This is a genomic window from Nonomuraea sp. NBC_00507 (assembly GCF_036013525.1).
Taxonomy (GTDB): domain Bacteria; phylum Actinomycetota; class Actinomycetes; order Streptosporangiales; family Streptosporangiaceae; genus Nonomuraea.
Genome location: NZ_CP107853.1, coordinates 8463788 through 8480469, shown reverse-complemented (window position 1 = coordinate 8480469; position 16682 = coordinate 8463788). Strand labels below are relative to the sequence as shown.

General features: G+C 70.0%; 16 protein-coding genes. 11 read left to right on the top strand and 5 right to left on the bottom strand.

Annotated elements, in window-relative coordinates:
- Window positions 1-41: 41 nt before the first annotated feature.
- From OHA25_RS40855 to OHA25_RS40840, 4 genes are all read left to right on the top strand, one after another.
- A complete protein-coding gene (locus OHA25_RS40855; RefSeq protein WP_327582262.1) occupies window positions 42-2717 on the top strand; it encodes a heavy metal translocating P-type ATPase in 2676 nt (891 codons plus the stop codon).
- A gap of 49 nt (window positions 2718-2766) precedes the next feature.
- Window positions 2767-3024, top strand: coding sequence for a hypothetical protein (locus OHA25_RS40850; RefSeq protein ID WP_327582261.1), 258 nt, complete (start codon window positions 2767-2769; stop codon window positions 3022-3024).
- A 207-nt stretch (window positions 3025-3231) separates the two neighbouring features.
- Window positions 3232-3618 carry a BlaI/MecI/CopY family transcriptional regulator gene (locus OHA25_RS40845; RefSeq protein WP_327582260.1) on the top strand — a complete coding sequence of 129 codons (387 nt, stop codon included), beginning with the start codon at window positions 3232-3234 and terminating at the stop codon, window positions 3616-3618.
- Window positions 3615-4565, top strand: coding sequence for a M56 family metallopeptidase (locus OHA25_RS40840; protein WP_327582259.1), 951 nt, complete (start codon window positions 3615-3617; stop codon window positions 4563-4565). The genes OHA25_RS40845 and OHA25_RS40840 overlap by 4 nt, the downstream gene beginning before the upstream one ends.
- On the opposite strand, the gene OHA25_RS40835 is transcribed toward OHA25_RS40840, so the two are convergent.
- The 3 genes from OHA25_RS40835 to OHA25_RS40825 all read right to left on the bottom strand — a co-directional run bounded on the left by OHA25_RS40835 (window position 4558) and on the right by OHA25_RS40825 (window position 6576).
- The gene (locus OHA25_RS40835) at window positions 4558-5265 is read right to left on the bottom strand and encodes a tRNA-dependent cyclodipeptide synthase (RefSeq protein WP_327582258.1); all 708 of its coding nucleotides are present in this window, start codon (window positions 5263-5265) and stop codon (window positions 4558-4560) included. The genes OHA25_RS40840 and OHA25_RS40835 overlap by 8 nt on opposite strands.
- A 498-nt stretch (window positions 5266-5763) precedes the next feature.
- Window positions 5764-6027, bottom strand: a complete 264-nt coding sequence (locus OHA25_RS40830) for a hypothetical protein (protein ID WP_327582257.1) — start codon at window positions 6025-6027, stop codon at window positions 5764-5766.
- Between the two features lie 30 nt (window positions 6028-6057).
- On the bottom strand, window positions 6058-6576 hold the full coding sequence (locus OHA25_RS40825; protein WP_327582256.1) for an NUDIX hydrolase: 519 nt from the start codon (window positions 6574-6576) through the stop codon (window positions 6058-6060).
- Here OHA25_RS40825 and OHA25_RS40820 point away from each other — a divergent pair.
- The 6 genes from OHA25_RS40820 (at window position 6575) to OHA25_RS40795 (ending at window position 12346) form a co-directional block, all read left to right on the top strand.
- Window positions 6575-7465: a sensor histidine kinase gene (locus OHA25_RS40820; protein WP_327582255.1), complete on the top strand. Its 891-nt coding sequence runs from the start codon at window positions 6575-6577 to the stop codon at window positions 7463-7465. The two genes, OHA25_RS40825 and OHA25_RS40820, sit on opposite strands and share 2 nt — an antisense overlap.
- A gap of 30 nt (window positions 7466-7495) precedes the next feature.
- Complete coding sequence (locus tag OHA25_RS40815; RefSeq protein ID WP_327582254.1) at window positions 7496-7819, top strand: hypothetical protein; 324 nt, start codon at window positions 7496-7498, stop codon at window positions 7817-7819.
- 329 nt (window positions 7820-8148) lie between these two features.
- Window positions 8149-9540, top strand: coding sequence for an RNA-guided endonuclease InsQ/TnpB family protein (locus OHA25_RS40810; RefSeq protein ID WP_327582253.1), 1392 nt, complete (start codon window positions 8149-8151; stop codon window positions 9538-9540).
- Between the two features lie 49 nt (window positions 9541-9589).
- Window positions 9590-11254, top strand: a complete 1665-nt coding sequence (pgi, locus tag OHA25_RS40805; protein ID WP_327582252.1) for a glucose-6-phosphate isomerase — start codon at window positions 9590-9592, stop codon at window positions 11252-11254.
- Between the two features lie 64 nt (window positions 11255-11318).
- Window positions 11319-11672, top strand: coding sequence for a spore germination protein GerW family protein (locus OHA25_RS40800; RefSeq protein WP_305920534.1), 354 nt, complete (start codon window positions 11319-11321; stop codon window positions 11670-11672).
- 35 nt (window positions 11673-11707) lie between these two features.
- On the top strand, window positions 11708-12346 hold the full coding sequence (locus tag OHA25_RS40795; RefSeq protein WP_327582251.1) for a LysE family translocator: 639 nt from the start codon (window positions 11708-11710) through the stop codon (window positions 12344-12346).
- A 149-nt stretch (window positions 12347-12495) separates the two neighbouring features.
- Here the strand turns inward: OHA25_RS40795 and OHA25_RS40790 are convergent, their stop codons facing one another.
- Complete coding sequence (locus tag OHA25_RS40790; RefSeq protein ID WP_305920585.1) at window positions 12496-13218, bottom strand: VIT1/CCC1 transporter family protein; 723 nt, start codon at window positions 13216-13218, stop codon at window positions 12496-12498.
- A gap of 246 nt (window positions 13219-13464) precedes the next feature.
- Window positions 13465-14148: a hypothetical protein gene (locus OHA25_RS40785; protein ID WP_327582250.1), complete on the bottom strand. Its 684-nt coding sequence runs from the start codon at window positions 14146-14148 to the stop codon at window positions 13465-13467.
- A 295-nt stretch (window positions 14149-14443) separates the two neighbouring features.
- Here OHA25_RS40785 and OHA25_RS40780 point away from each other — a divergent pair, with 295 nt between their 5' ends.
- Window positions 14444-16669, top strand: coding sequence for a hypothetical protein (locus OHA25_RS40780; RefSeq protein ID WP_327582249.1), 2226 nt, complete (start codon window positions 14444-14446; stop codon window positions 16667-16669).
- Window positions 16670-16682 lie beyond the last annotated feature (13 nt).

Here is a 16682-nt window from a genome sequence, read left to right as displayed (position 1 = left end):
TATGGGTATTCTGTGAGTAGACGCACCGAAGGGGTGACGACATGACCGGTTCAGAGATCGGGGTCCTGGTCGGTTCGGTGGGCCTCCTCGGGTTTCTGGCCTGGTATTTCTTCGGGCCGAAGAAGGCCAGACTCGCCGAGGTGCGCGAGGGCGCCCAGGAGGTCGAAATCACGGTCAAGGGCGGCTACTCGCCGGACCAGATTCGAGTACGGCAGGGCGTGCCGCTGCGCATCACGTTCGACCGGCGCGAGAGCGGGGAGTGCACCTCTCAGGTGGTCTTCCCGGACTTCGGGACGAGCAAGGCGTTGCCGGCGTTCGGCAAGACCACCGTGGAGCTGATGCCAAATCGTGCCGGTGAGTACGGCTTTGCCTGCGGCATGAACATGGTCCGTGGGAAGTTGATCGTCGAGCCGGACTCCGGCGACGGGGGCGCGCCCCAGAGCGCCCCCGAACCGGCCCGGCGCGTTGAGCGTGCCGCCGAAGGCGGCGAACTCGCGGTGGGTGCGGGCGAGGCGGAGAACGGCGAGGCCGCCGAGCGTCGCGCGGAGATCGCCGACCTGTCCCGGCGGGTGCTCGTCGGCGCGGTCCTCACGGCGCCGGTGGCGGTGGCGGTGATGGCGCACGAGGTCTTCGGCGCAGGATGGGTGCCGGGCCTCTTGCTGAACCCGTGGGTGCAACTGCTGCTGATCACACCGGTGATGTTCTACACCGGCTGGCCCATCCACCGGATCGGCTGGCTGACCCTGGCCCACCGGGGCGCGGAGATGAACGCGCTCATCACGCTGGGAACCTCGGCCGCCTACGGCTACAGCCTGCTGGCCACCGCCGCTCCCGGCCTGCTGCCTGAGGACGTCCGTAACGTCTACTACGAGGCCGTCGGAGTGATCCTCACGCTGATCCTGCTCGGCCGGCTGTTCGAGGCCAAGGCCAAGGCGGGCACCGGCGAGGCTATCCGCGCGCTGATCGGGCTTCAGGCCAGGACCGCCCGCGTGCTGCGCGACGGCACCGAGGCCGAAGTTCCGATCGAGCAAGTCATGCCCGGCGACGTCATCGTCGTCCGGCCGGGTGAGAAGGTGCCGGTGGACGGCGTCATCGTCGACGGCCGCTCCACGCTGGACGAATCCATGGTGACGGGCGAATCCATCCCGGTGACCAAGGGGGTGGGCGATGAGGTGGTCGGCGCGACCGTCAACCAGACCGGCGCGTTCCGGTTCGAGGCCACCAAGGTCGGCGCGGGGACGATGCTCGCCCAGATCATCACTCTGGTCCGACGGGCCCAAGCCTCCAAAGCACCCATCCAACGCCTGGCCGACCTGGTGTCCGGCTACTTCGTGCCCGCCGTCATCGCCATTGCGATCGTCTCCTTCGCCGTCTGGTTCGTCGCCGGGCCCCCGCCCGCATTCACCCTGGCCCTGGTGGCGGCGGTCGCCGTCCTGATCATCGCCTGCCCGTGCGCGCTTGGCCTGGCCACTCCGCTGTCGGTGATGGTCGGGACCGGAAAAGGTGCTCAGGCTGGGATCTTGATCCGGGATGCCGAGTCGCTGGAGACCGCGCACAAGCTGGACACCATGGTGCTGGACAAGACCGGCACCATCACCCGTGGCCAGCCCGCCCTCACCGATGTGGCGCCGACGAACAGGTGGGCCGAGGACGACCTGCTGGCGTTGGTGGCGGCCGCCGAGCGGTCGTCGGAGCACCTCCTGGGTGAGGCGATCGCCCGAGGGGCCGACGAGCGTGGCCTGAACATTCCGGAGGTGACTGACTTCGACTCGGTGACCGGCAAGGGAATCCGGGCCACCGCAGGCGGGCACGAGGTGCTCGTCGGCCGCTCCCGCTTCCTGGCTGAGGAGGGCGTGGAGGTTGCCGCCCTGGAGGAGGCGGCCGGCGAGTTCGCCGCGGCCGGCCGTACCTCGATCCTGGCCGCCGTCGATGGCGGACCCGCAGGGGTGCTGGCGGTGGCCGACACGATCAAGGAAGGCTCCCGCGACGCGGTGGCCGCGCTCCAGGACCTCGGCCTGGACGTCGTGATGATCACCGGCGACAACGCCCGGACCGCCGAGGCGATCGCCCGCCAGGTGGGCATCACCCGGGTGCTGGCCGAGGTGCTGCCGGAGCATAAGGCCGCCGAGATCGCCCGGCTACAGGGCGAGAACCGGCGCGTCGGCATGGTCGGCGACGGCATCAACGACGCCCCCGCCCTGGCCCAGGCCGACGTGGGATTCGCCATCGGCACCGGGACCGACGTGGCCATCGAGGCCGCCGACGTCACGCTGATCTCCGGGGCGCTCGGCGGCGTGGTCACCGCGATCCGGCTGTCCAAGGCCACCATGCGCAACATCCGCCAGAACTTGTTCCTGGCCTTCGTCTACAACGTGGTGGGCATCCCGATCGCGGCCGGCGTCCTCTACCCGTTCTTCGGTATCCGGCTCAGCCCGATCATCGCCGCGGCGGCGATGGCGCTGTCCTCGCTGTCGGTGGTCGGCAACGCCAACCGGCTGCGCCGCTTCACCGCCCCTCACCTTCCCCGGGCCTCATCTGTATCGGCCGACCTGGAGGTCAGGGTGGAAACCGGTGCGGAACCCGCGACCGTCACCGACCCGATCTGCGGCATGCAGGTCGAGCCCGCTACCGCTGCTGCTTCTGTCGAGCACGCCGGCGTGACCGAATGGTTCTGCTCGACGGGCTGCCGCGATGCGTTCCTCGCCAAGGTGCGGTAAGCCGAGGGCTCCGGGGGACGTCACGGCCCCTCGCAAGCGGATCAGGACCGTGGCGGCTGCCACCGGGATCGTCATGGTTGTGTTCGCCTGCGCCGGGCAGCAGGTCGACAGCTCCCACTTGCGGGTGTCGGGGACGGCCGTGGCGTCCGAGGCGCTCCAAGCTAGTGAACGCACGATCGCCTCTGAGTCGCGCGGCACGGACCTGGGCGGGCGCGCCTTCGAGGTCGGCACGCTGCTGGGCAAGGTGGTGGTGGGCAACTACTGGGGTCGCTGTGTGCGCCGTGCCGGGCGGACACTCCGGCGCTGATTTGCGTGGCTGGGCAGGCCGGACGCTTAGCCTGCCGGCGTTCGCTCGCAAGTACGCGATGCGGTACCCGAGAAGAGTCTGATGGCCGTTCTGCACGGCATGGCCGCAGTACCCGGCGTGCCCGTAGGCACCACATCGATGTCATCGGACAGGTAAGTTTGCCTATGGAACTTAGGTGATTAGGGTGCGAAAGACGGGCCTGGAGGCGTGAGCGGCAGAATGGTGCGGGGATTGGGTGACCTGGAGTCCGCCATCATGGACGTGATGTGGGCGGCCGATGGCCCGCTGCCGGTGCGCGAGGTGCTCACTCGGCTACGCCAGGAGCGCGAGCTGGCCTACACCACCGTGCAGACCGTGATGGAGATTCTTTACCGCAAGGGATGGGTGGACAGGGAGCTGAAGCGTCGCGCCTACCTGTATTGGGCCAAGGCCAGCCGCGAAGACTACGTGGCCGGGCTGATGGCCGACGCTTTGGATGCGAGCTTGGATCGGACCGCCGCCCTGGCGCGGTTCGTCGAGCGGATGGATCAGGGCGAGGTCGCCCAACTGCGAGCGCTGCTGGACGCGGCCAGATCGGATGAGTCCGTCCAGTGAACGTCGCCCTCATCCTGCTGGCGTACGGCGTCGCCGTCGCCGTGCTGGGCCCGCTCGTTCTGCGCCGAGCCGTATGGCTGGACCGAGCGCCGCGGCTGGCCATCCTGTGCTGGCAGTCGCTCAGCGCGGCGGTCGTGGGAGCGGCCGTCTTGGCAGGATTGACGGTGGTAATACCGGTCAGCGCGCCCGGCGCTGATCTGGCGCAGTTCCTCAACGCGTGCGTGCTCATGGTGCGCGCCGCTTATGCCACCCCAGGCGGGGCGCTGGTGGCCACTGTGGGACTTGTGGTCTCTGTCGGGATCATAGGACGGCTGCTCTACGGCATCAGTCTCGAACTGGTGGCCGCCGGCGGCGAGCGGCGGCGGCACGTGGCGGTTTTGGAGATGGTGGCCCGCCGGGACACGGCGCTCGGTGCGCTGGTGCTGGATCATGACATCGCCGCCGCCTACTGCCTACCTGGCGGAGGTGGCCGGATCGTACTGACCACCTCGACGCTGGCCGCCCTCGACGACCGTCAGTTGGCGGCGGTGCTCGCCCACGAACGGGCCCACCTGCGCGGGCATCACCACCTGGTGGTGGCGGTGGCCCGGGGCGTGAAGCGGGCCTTTCCGCGGGTACTGCTGTTCAGGCTGGCCGCGCGGGAGATCGGCCGATTGACCGAACTGGCCGCCGACGATGTCGCCGTCAAGGCCGCCGACCGGTTGACCGTCGCCGACGCGCTGCTGAGGCTGGCCGACGGTCAGGTGACCCCCCGGTCCGCGCTGGCTGCGTCCGGTCGTGACACGGGGCACCGCGTACGGAGGCTTCTGGTCCGCACGGCTCCGTTGAAGGCGGCGGTCATCGTCCCGGCCGGTGTTCTTGCGCTTGCCGCGGCGGTGACGCCGCTGATTATCGCGGTCACGCCTGCGGTGGTCGCGGCTGCCCAGGACTACTGCATGATCATCTGAGTTCCGGCGGGACAACGACGAAGCCCTGTCGGTCGGCCGGCTTCATCGGTAGTTCCCGGGCGTAAAGCCGCTCAAGGAAGCCGGTCGACTGGTGGTAGCAGAACACCGAGGCGGGCCGGCCCACGATCGCCGCCGTGTCGAGGAACAGCGGTAGTTCGGCGAGCAGGTAGTCCACGGCGGTCTCCAGCCGGGTCGCGGTGATCTCGTGCGGTTCGAGGCGGCCTTGCAATACCCAGCGGCTGGCCTCGACGCAGGTGCCGGCGAACTGTTCGTCGGATGCGAACGCCTCGTACGTGGCGTCCAGGGACTCCTGGTAGCGGGTGTTCTGCGACAGGACCGCCCAGTCGAGGATCATCGCCTCCGGGCCGGTCACGCCTAGGGAGGCCAGAGCACGGCAGATCTTGTTGCGCAAGTAGCGCGCCTGGCGGCGCGCTTTGGCAGCGGCTCGTTCCTGCGTGTAGCCAAGTGCTTGCAGGGTCACAGCAGCGGGCACGTCCGGGACGAACAGGTGGACGGCGGTGAAGGTGTCCAACGCCCAGGCTGTCAGTTCGGTGATGCGCTCGGTGGTGAAGTAGCTGTTGAACGGGCTTATTCCCAGGCACGCATGGACCTGCTCGGTGAGAAGGCGCACGCACGACGGCGAGATCGGTCGTACGGAGAAATCTTGCCCGGAGCGTACGTCATGCGCTCTACGGGTCACTCTCTGTAGTGGTTCGTGAGCGCAGGTGTTTTCCTTGGTCTCTGACATGCGATCCCCCGTCTGGTCGTGTCGCACTTTCGCCGCTCGGTATGCGCCCGATCATTCTCCTGTGTAACTTAGTACCTAAGCTTCATAGGAGATATTCGGATCCGGGGAACTGCGCAGGGACCTTTTGCTCGGGGACGACTTGCTCAGGACGACGCCTGCCAGCGGCGTTCCTTGTGCTGACCGGGTGGCAGCCCGAGCTGCCCATGCCGACGGCCCGCGCCGGTGGGCGCGGGGTGGGGCGGGGTCTACCTGCTCGGGCTGTTCTCCGAGCAGCGCCGCGATACTCGACGGCATCATGGCGGTCGCTGTGCACGGTACTGGCACCGTCGTGGTCTTTCATGGAGGCAAGCGCTCCATCGCGGTGGGTCCAGGCCCGCACGGTATCGCCCTCGTACGGTTGCTTGAGTGCTCATCGGTTGTCGGTCGGCGCCCTCCCCCTTACCGGGGTGGTTATCCCGGCGCGGAGGTGGGGCTTTGCTCAAGTGTGGGATGGCGGCCGATGATGGCGATGGCGGCGAACAGCAGCCGTGATCGGCCGTCGACGGAGTTGAGGAAGATCGTGGTCGCGGAGGCGGCCACGGCGACCATGGCCCACACCGGATACAGCATGCCGGTAGCCGCCAGCGGGGATGCCCACCGGTTGAAGACGAAGACCAGTGCCACGTTCTGCTTGACCCGCCGGTAGAGGTGTGGCTGAGTACGGTCCCTAGACAAGGTCGCGTCCACAGACCGGGGTGAAGCTATCTAAGTAAGTGGGTACCCGTCGTCGCAATACACCGCTAGTGCGTTAGAGAGCGCGTGGAGGGCGGCGCGGACCCGGCGCCATACGTAGGGCCGCAGTAGCTCCTGCATCTCGGCTGGGTCGACGAGGCGGACGCTGGCGAGTTCGGGGTCGACGACTTTCAGATGTGCAAGGTGCCGATGCTTCATGACTCCGCCGTCGAAGATGAACATCAGCGAGTCATCCCACGGCCCGTGAGGTGGCACCCAGTCCACGACCAGCAAGCGGCCGATTTCAAGGTCGAGACCGAGTTCCTCCTTGAGCTCTCGATGGGCCGCCGAGGCGGGCGCCTCGTTGGCTTCGGCCATGCCGCCAGGGAGATCCCAGTCTGGCTTGTAGGCCGGGTCCACGAGCAGGACGTGGCCGTGTTCGTCGCGGATCAGGACGTCGGCACCCACTCGCTTGCGGGGTTGACGGGCGTTACCTTCGGCGAGGTAGGCGTTCCAGGCTTGAGGGTCGCGTTCGGAGTCCGAGGCCCGCATGCGCAGGTTCGTCGCAGACGTCAGCCACGAACTGCGGACCCCGCTGTTCGGCATCAAGGGCTTCTCCGAGCTGTACCGGATGGGCGGCACGGAGGCGGGGCCCGCGCTGGCCCGCATCGAGAGCGAGTCCGGGCGGCTGGCGCGCCTGGTGGAGGACCTGCTGCTGCTCGCCGGCCTCGTCGAGGCCGGCGATCCCGGACTCGACCTCACCCCGACGGACCTCCGTACCCTGGCCGCCGACGCCCGGCACAATTTCGCCGCGCTGGACCCGTCCCGGCCCATCGCCTTCACCGAGCCGTTCGGCGGGCCGACGGCGAGCGCGCCGGTGCTGGGCGACGAGGCCCGGTTGCGGCAGGTGGTCAGCAACCTGGTCGGGAACGCCGTCACCCACACGCCCGCCGGCACTGCGGTCAGGATCGGCGTGGGCACCTCCGATGGGGAGTCAGTGCTGGCCATCGTCACCGCCACGGCGGCCGGGTGGAGGTCCGCTCGGCGCCCGGCGAAGGCGCCGCCTTCCAGGTCCGCCTCCCGGCCGCCGACCCTGTCTGATCAGTCCGTACGGCCCGGCACGCCGGGCGCCAGTGCCACCGCCGCGGGCCGTTCGCACTCGCTCGTGACGGTGTCCGCCGCCCCGGAACGCGCCGAGGCCAGCAGCGACTCCATGATCTCAAGCACGTGGAACGCCAGTGACCCGCCCGTACGCCGTGCTGCAGCACCACGCGAGCGCGTTCACCCCGGAGCAGGAACGAGACCGGCTGGCCCAGATCGTGGCACCCACCCTGTGGGAGTACGGCGGCCGAGACGCCATCCGCCACATCATCGGCCGCACCGCGTTCCGCTCGGACCAGGAAGAAGACACCAGGACCAGGCTTCGGCAAAGGCGCCCTGATCGACAACGGCTTCTCCCAGGGCCACTCGTGTGAGCAGGTCGTCCTCGACCGTGCCCTTCGAAGACCTCGACGAAGCCGCCTCGCGCGACACGCGGATCGCGACCGCCCGCGACCGCCTGGAGGCCATGGTTCGCGGGCTGGCCGACACGGTGGGCCCGCGCTCGGAGTACGGGCCCGTCCACGGCGAACTCGGACCGGACCACGTGCTGGTGGACCGGCACGGACGCCCGGTCCTCATCGACATCGAGGGCCTGATGTTCTTCGAATCGAGTGGGAGCAGGCGTGTTTGCGACTCCGCTTTGGCGAGCACTACCGGTGGCTGCACAGAAGCGGTCTCGACGAGCAGCGCCTGACTTGCTACACGCTGGCGATGCACCTGTCGCTCGTCGCCGGACCGCTACGGCTGCTCGACGGCGACTTCCCCGACCGCGCCTTCATGCAGGACATCGCCGAGCACAACCTCCAGCAGGCTCCTGCCTTCCTGCGCTAGGAGCGTGACACGCCGAGATCATCACGTCGTCCAGGTCAGCATCCGGATCGAAAGGGCCAGCCTGTCTGCCAACTCCGACCGCCTGCGACCACCGAACCGCTTGGAAACAATCATCTTGATCAGGCGGAGCATGCATCGTGGGTAACCACGTGCTTACCGTATGGATATTTCGTCTGCTGGCTCGCGGACGGGATGATGTGTTCGAGTCGTGGGGCGAGAGTGGCTGGTGGGGGAGGTGTTGCGCTGGTGTTGGCAGGTCGGAGGTACTGCTTGGAGTTCGATTTCGGTCAGCGGCTGTTCGCGGAGCGGTTGGGCGGGATCTGCCGCAGTGTGTGGAACACCGGTTTGGAGCAGCGTCGCGCCTATCGGCGCCGGGGTGCGTTCATCGGCTATGAGGCGCAGTGCCGCCAGCTCGCCGAGGCGAAGAGCGACCCGGATTGTGCCTGGTTGTCGGAGGCTCCCGCGCAGGTCGTCCAGCAGACGCTGAAGGATCTGGATCTCGCCTGCCGCCAGCACGGCACATGGAAGGTGCGGTGGAAGAGCAAGGCAAGGTGGAGGCCGTCTTTTCGGTTCCCAACGGCCAAACACATCCCGGTCGAGCGGATCAATCGTAAGTGGGGGCGGGTGTTCCTGCCGAAGTTCGGGTGGATAAGGTTCCGCCTGTCCCGCCCCTTGGGAGGGAGCGTGAAGTCGGCGACCGTGGCCCGCGATGGCAAGCATTGGTTCATCAGCTTCCTCGTCGACGATGGCCTCGGCGAGGTGGGCGAGCACGCCCGTCCCGGCCGGCATGTGGGGGTCGACCGGGGGGTGGTCACCGCCGCCGTCACCAGCGAGGGGGAGTTCTTCGACCGCCGGCACGCCGATGAGGACGGCGTTTCGTCGACAGCGCCGCCGGTTGAGGGCGGCGACGGCCCGGGCGAGACGGGGTTCCTGTCGGCGGGTGAGGCCATCCGGTACAGGCGGCTGGAGCGCAAGCTGGCTCGGTCGAAGAAGGGCTCGAACCGGCGTCGGCGGGTGGTGCGGGCGATGGGCGATCTGATGCGGCGGGCGCGGTGGCGGCGCGCGGACTTCAATGCCCAGACCGCGCATCGGCTCACCCGCGACAACGCGATCGTCACGCTGGAGAAGCTGAACATCCGGGCGATGACCGCGTCGGTCGCGCCGAAGCCCGATCCCGGAAAGCCGGGAGGGTACCTGCCCAACGGGCGCGCGGCGAAAGCCGGATTGAACAAGTCGATTCTGGATAAGGGGTGGTACGGGCTGGAGACCGCGTTGCGGTCCAAGGCCCGCTACACCGGGACCTCGATTCGGGTCGTGGATCCTGCGTACACGTCACAGACGTGCTCGAACCCGCTCTGCGGGACGGTGGACGCGAAGAGCCGCGAGGGTCAAGCGGACTTTCGATGCACCTCCTGCGGGCATGTCGAGCACGCTGATGTGAACGCGGCGAAGAACATCGAAGCCAGAGGATACGCGGCCGGGCTGGTCGTGTCAGGGCGTGGAGACCCTCCCGGGTCGGTGAAGCGTCAAGCACCCCGTACCATAGCTCGCGGCGTGGGTGACGCGCCGCGAGCTGCCGCGTAAGCGGCACGGGAATCCCTGGTCGTCAGTCCGGGGAGCAAGTCAAGGGACGATGGATCAGTCATTGGCAACCCGAGGAGGAAGCGTGAACGGCGACATCACCCAGAGCCAGGAATGGGCGGCTCTGTCCAAGCACCAGGAGGAGCTGGCGGGCACGACCCTGCGTGAGCTGTTCGCGGAGGACCCCGGCCGTGCCGAGCGTATGACGGTGACCGCCGGCGACCTCTATCTCGACTACGCCAAGCACCGCGCCACCCAGGAGACCGTGGACCTGCTCGTGGCCCTGGCCGAGCGGGCGGGCCTGCGTGACCGGATCACCGCCATGTTCTCCGGCGAGCACATCAACGTCAGCGAGGACCGCGCCGTGCTGCACGTCGCGCTGCGCGCCCCGCGGGAGGCCGAGCTGGTCGTGGACGGGCAGGACGTCGTGGCCGACGTGCACGCCGTGCTCGACAAGATGAGCGCCTTCGCCGACCGCGTCAGGTCCGAGGAGTGGAAGGGCGCCACCGGCAAGGCGATCGAGACCGTCGTCAACATCGGCATCGGCGGCTCCGACCTCGGCCCGGCGATGGCCTACGAGGCGCTGCGCGACTACGCCGACGCCGGCATCGCGGCCCGGTTCGTCTCCAACATCGACCCGGCCGACATCACCGGCAACCTTCGCGACCTCGATCCCGAGACGACGCTGTTCGTGGTCAGCTCCAAGACCTTCACCACGCTGGAGACCCTCACCAACGCCAGGGTCGCGCGCCGCTGGCTGGTCGAGGCCCTCGGCGGGGACGCGGTGTCCAAGCATTTCGTGGCCGTCTCCACCAACGCCGAGAAGGTCGCCGAGTTCGGCATCGACACCGACAACATGTTCGGCTTCTGGGACTGGGTCGGCGGCCGCTACTCCTATGACGGCGCCATCGGGCTGTCGCTGATGATCGCCATCGGGCCCGAGCGTTTCCGTGAGATGCTCGCCGGCTTCCACACCATCGACGAGCACTTCCGCACCGCGCCGTTCCACGCCAACATGCCGGTGCTGATGGGTCTGCTCGGGGTCTGGTATGACGACTTCTTCGGCGCCGAGACCCGTGCCGTCCTGCCCTACAGCCAGCGGCTGCACCGCTTCCCGGCCTACCTGCAGCAGCTCACGATGGAGTCCAACGGCAAGTCCGTACGGGCCGACGGCGCCCCGGTCGCCACCAACACCGGCGAGATCTTCTGGGGCGAGCCGGGCACCAACGGCCAGCACGCCTTCTACCAGCTCCTGCACCAGGGCACTCGCCTCGTCCCGGCCGACTTCATCGGCTTCGCCGAGCCGCATGACGACCGCGAGGGCATGCACGACCAGCTGACCGCCAACCTCCTCGCCCAGACGTCGGCGCTGGCGTTCGGCAAGACGGCCGAGGAGATCGCCGCCGAGGGCACCGCGACCGCCATCGTTCCCCACAAGGTGATGCCCGGCAACCGCCCCACCTCCACGATCCTCGCCCCGAAACTGACCCCGTCCACGCTCGGCCAGCTCGTGGCGCTCTACGAGCACATCGTGTTCGTCGAGGGCACCATCTGGGGCGTCGACTCCTTCGACCAGTGGGGGGTGGAGCTGGGCAAGAAGATGGCCCTCGACCTGGCCCCGGCTCTCACCTCGGAAGAGCCCCCCACGGCTCTCCCGGACCCGTCCACGGAACGGCTGGTGCGCAAATACCGCGAACTCCGCGGCCGCCGCGTCTGATCGCACAACGGACACACCCGCCACGCGGGTGGTGCATCGGCCGATCGGGGACGACGATGGGTCAATGGACATCATGGAACTGGTGGAACGGTCGAAGGACGCCGCAACCGTCAAGCGAGTCTTCGGTGAGCCGATCCAGCACGGCGACGTCGTCGTCATCCCCGTCGCCAGGGTCGCCCACGGAGGCGGCGGCGGTCAGGGCGAGGGCAAGGGGGAGAAGGGCGAGGAGAGCGGGGGCAGCGGCGGCGGATTCGGCTTCGGGGCCACGCCGGCAGGCGTGTTCGTGCTGAAGGACGGCGATGTCCTGTGGCGGCCCGCTGTGGACGTCAACCGCATCGTGCTGGGTGGCCAGGCCGTCGCGATCGTGTTACTGCTGACCCTGCGCGCCATCTTCAAGAGGCGGCGCCGTAAGCGCTGATGGTCAAGGCGGTCTGGGCTCATAGAGTGAACGTCGTGAGCTCTGTGACGCAGTTCGTGGCTTTCGGTGGTGTCGTGTTGCTCGGGGCCATGTCGCCCGGTCCGGACTTCGCGGTGGTCGTACGACGTTCCGCCGTCTCCGGGCGCGGCTACGGCATGGCTGCCGCGCTCGGAATCTCCGTGGGCGTCTTCGCCTGGGTGGTGGCCGCGGCCACCGGCGTGGCGGCGCTGCTGGCCGCCTCGGCGGCGGCGTTCACCGTGGTCAAGGTGGTCGGCGCGGCCTACCTGCTGTATCTCGGGGTCAAGGCGCTGCGCTCAGCCCTGCGCAGGGGCGGGGAGCCGACGCTGGACGTGGCGGCCGATCCTGGGCGGCGCAGCCCGTGGGCGGCCTTCGCCGAGGGGCTGCTCACCAATGCGCTCAACCCCAAGGCGGCGCTGTTCTTCGTCGCCCTCGTGCCGCAGTTCGTCAGCGGCGGCGCCTCCCTGGCCGACACGCTCATGCTCTCGCTGATCGCGCTGGCAGGGACGGTCCTGTGGTTCCTGGTGGTGGCCACCATCGTGGGCACGCTGCGCAAGGTGTTCGCCAGGCCCGCCGTGCGCCGGGCCGTGGACGGATTGACCGGGGTCGCGCTCATCGGCCTCGGCGTCAAGCTCGCTGCCGCCGGCCGTCCGTAGGCCGGGTCCGCCGTTCCCGGGCGGCCGCGCTGTCAGCTTGCGACGCTAGCCGCGCTGTCAGCTTGCGACGCTAGCCGCGCTGTCAGCTTGCGACGCCAGCCGCGCTGCCAGCCGCGCTGTCAGCTCGCGACGCCGGCCGCCTGCAGGCGCTAGGACACCGTGACGCCGAGCAGGTGTCCCAGGCCGAAGGTCACCGTCGCGGCGCCCACACCGAGCGCGAGCTGCCGCAGGCCGCCCAGCCACCACGGCCGCGCCGTCATCGCCGCCACCGCCGCGCCGAACCCGAACAACCCCAGCACGCTCAGCACCACGGCCAGCACCAGGCCGGACGCGCCGAACAGGAACGGCGCCAGCGGCACCAGCGCCCCGGCCGCGAACGCGCCGAACGACGAGGCGGCGGCCACGTACGGCGAGGGCAGATCGTCCGGGTCCACGCCCAGTTCCTCGCGAACATGCACCCGGAGCGCCTGCTCGGGATCGGCCGACAACCCCGCGGCGACCCGCCGCGCCAGGTCGGCATCCAGGCCGCGGGCCCGGTAGAGCGCGGCCAGCTCTGCCTGCTCGCCCTCCGGGTTGCGGGCCAGCTCGCGCCGCTCCACGGCGATCTCCGCCCGCATCAGCTCGGTCTGGGACTTCACCGACGTGTACTCGCCGGCCGCCATGGAGAACGCCCCGGCGGCCAGCCCGGCGAACCCGGCCAGCACCGCGGCCCGCCCGGCGCCCGCCGCCCCCACGACGCCGGCGATCAGCGCGAAGTTCGACACGAGCCCGTCCATGGCGCCGAACACCGCCGGGCGCAGCCAGCCACCGGTGACGTCGCGGTGGTGGTGGTGCTGCTCAGGAGAGTACGGCCGGGTGAGCTCGATGGTCATGTAACTCCTCCGCTTCGGGTGTCTTGTCCCAAATTTAGGCATACGCCGACAAGATCCGCAACGAAGGAGAGGCTTTCCTGAGCTGGGGAAAGGCCGTCTCGATGAGCGTTTCGTTACGCTACGTGCGCGGGCATGTGCGCACAAGCAGCCTGGGTTAGCACGTCCGCACGACGTCCACCGGCACGCATGTGCACACGAGAACCCCCGCGGGCGATGCCGCGGGGGAGATCGGTGTGCCGGTGCCGGTCAGACGTGGGCCGGAGCTGGAGCGGGGGCGACCGTCTCCACCTCGGGGACCTCGGTCCCGGAGCCGCGGATCAAGGCGTCGCAGTCCGCGATCGCCTCCTCCAGCAGCCGCCGCAGCAGCGCGTCCGGGTCCGGGATGCAGGCCTGGACGATGCCCACCACCGACAGTTGCACCGCGTTCGGCGCGGCGTACCTGCGGAACCCCTTCTGCGTGATCCGGGCCGCCCGGCTGAAGCGCCTGGCCTGCTCGGTCGCGTGCGGCACCTCCTCCATCGCCCGGCGGCTCTCGGCGCTCAGCCGCCCGGGCGGGGCGCCGTCGAGCCTGGCCAGCATCTCCTCCGCCGCGAGCACCGAGACGGCCAGCGCGAGCTGGCGCTCGGCCGCGGCCACCGGCAGCGCCGTCGTCGCGCAGCGCAGCGCGATCCGCGCGTCCACACGCAGGTCGTCGCTGGCCAGCCCGATGATCGACGGCACGAGTCCGACCAGCTTGGCGCGGCTGTCGTCGCTGACGTTGTCGTTGACCAGACGGGCGAGTGCGGCCAGCAACGGATGCGTGCAGGCCGGATGGTCGCTCCACCGCTCGCCGGCCAGGTAGGAGGCCAGCTCCATGAAACAGGCACCGCGTTTCGGGTTGCGATGTCTGCCGCGGGACAGGACCGGCAGGTGATCAAGGTGATTGTCCACGGATGCTCCACTGCTCCACGCGATCGCCGTCTATCCAGTCTGCGCCGTCGTGCGCGACAACGCCAGAGACGGACCGTCTTCGTCATGAACGTTCCCTCCGCCTGCCCCGGATCGGTGTCCAGAAACGTCTCTTGGCCTGGCGACGCTGGCTGTGCCCGGCATCGCGGTGACCGCGTCGTCCTGCTCACCTCGGCCGCGCTCATCGCCATCTCGGCAGCGCACAAGCTGAAGATAACCTCACTGTAACGGGACAATTACTTTACGTCACAAGACGGCGCGCGGGATCCTGATCGACGTGGACGGATTCCTCGATGAGACCTGCGGCGGGGTGACCGAGCTGCGCGTGCACGGCGTCGCCGGCACGCCGCCGGAGGGCACGCTCAACCACCCTCACCCCCGGCGGGTCGCGGGCGACGGCGTCACCGGATTCCACCGCCGCTGGTGGCCGGGCGGGCGGCCGTCGGGCGACGACGCGGACGTGCCGGAGCAGCGCCGCCGCGAGGCGTACGCGTGGGGTGGCCTCACCTCCGGCGGCTGGAGTGTGGCGCTGTGGCTGCCCCTGCTGCCGTTCTCGCTGGCGAACCTGTCCTACTTCATGCTGCCCAGACCGGCGCGCGGCGCCCGGCTGCGGCACGTCACGGAGGCGGCCCAGCGGCTGTTCGCGCTGCTGCTCACCGGCACGCTCGTCGGCGCCGTCACCCGGGCCGCGGTCGACCTCGTCGGCTGGCAGTGCACGGCCGCGGGAGGGGCCTGCACCCGCGATGCGGCTCCCGGCTGGCTGAGCTGGCTGGGCGCGCTGTGGGGGAGCGAGCCGTCCAAGCGGCTGGCGGTCACCGCGCTGGCGCCCCTGCTGGTCGTCGTGGTGCTGTGGTGGCCGGCCCGGCGCACCTGGAAGCGTGACGAACGGACCGCCATCCCGCCCGGCGGCGTGCTGCGGGCCAGCGTGCCGCAGGCCGGTGTGCCTCGGGCCGGTGTGCCATGGGCCGGTCTGCCGCTGGCGCGGCCGCGGCTGTGGCACGGCGGCGCGCCGGTGTGGCGGCTGCGGGTCGTGCACGTCGCCTTCGCGTTCGCCTCGATCGGGCTGGCCGTGTCCGTGCCGTTCGCGGGCACCCCGCGAGGGCTGGCGCTGACCGTGGCCAACGCCGCCGTCCAGGCCGCGGCCGTGGTGCTGGTACTGCTGCCGTGGATCGCCAGACGGCTGGATCCGGGGGAGGAGGTTCCGCGGTGGCTCACGTACGCGTGCCGCGGGCTGAGGCTGGCCGCGCCGCTGGTCCTGGCGGCCACGATCGTGCTGGCGGTGGCCGGTCTGGGCGCCGGCGCGCCCGGGCGGCGGCTGCCCGGTGCGGAGATTGGAGCGCTCCACATGGCCCTGATGGCCGGGGCCGGAGGATTCATCCTGCTCGCCACCTGGGTGCTCGCCCGGATGGACCGCCCGGCCGTGCCGCCGGCGCTGGGCGGCCTGGCCGGCTGGTTCACGCTCATGATCGCCGCGGGCGCCGCGCACGTGCTGGGGCTCGGCCTGCTGTTCTGGACCGCCACCTCCCTCGGCGGGCCGGACCGCGGGATCGTCCTCGGCGACCCCGTCTGGTGGACGGCGGCTCTGGTGCCCCTCCTGCTGCTAGGGGTGCTCGCCGTCGCGCTCGCCCTCCGGCTGATCCACAAGGCCGAGACGGCCAGGCTGGCGCCGCGGCTGGCGCATCACTACGGCCAGCGCCATGGCGGCGCGGTCGCGGGCACGTGGGCGCTGGCCGCGCTCACCGACCGCGCCGGGCTGGTGCTGGCCGTGCTCACCGGCGCCGGCGTGGCCGGGCTTGCCGCGGTCACCGTGATCCACCGATTCCACCTGTTCACCCCGGCCGGCGGGGTCGCCGGGCTGCCGGCCGCGACGGGGAGCTGGGCCATGGCCGCGCTCGTGGCCGGCCTGGTGCTGCTCGGCCGCCGTACCTACACCGACCTCCGCCTGCGCAGGACGATCGGCATCCTCTGGGACGTGTGCACGTTCTGGCCCCGCGCCGTCCATCCCCTCGCCCCGCCCTGCTACACCGAGCGCGTCATCCCCGAGCTGATCACTCGTGTGGGAAGGCTGGCCAGGACCGACCGGGACCAGGTGATCCTGTCCGGGCACAGCCAGGGCAGCGTCATCGCCGCCGCCCTCGTGCTGCAGCTCGAGCCCGAGCTGCGGCGGCGCATCGGCCTGCTCACCCACGGATCGCCGCTGCGCCGCCTGTACACCGCCTTCTTCCCGGCCTACTTCGGCGCGCCGGCGCTCGCCGCGGTACGCGACGCGGTGCCCTGGCACAACCTCTACCGGCTGAGCGACCCCATCGGCGGGCCCGTGTTCCGGCGCGTGGACCCGCTCGGCGAAGGGCCCGGCGGCGGCGACGGCGTCGACCGGTTCTGCTGGGACCCGCCGCGGCCCCGGCCGGGACAGCCGCTGCCCGAGGCGCGCGGGCACGGCGACTACTGGCTCGACCCGCTCTACGGCGAGGCGCTCGACCGGCTGACCAGGGTCAAGCGCTGAAATTATCTTTTAG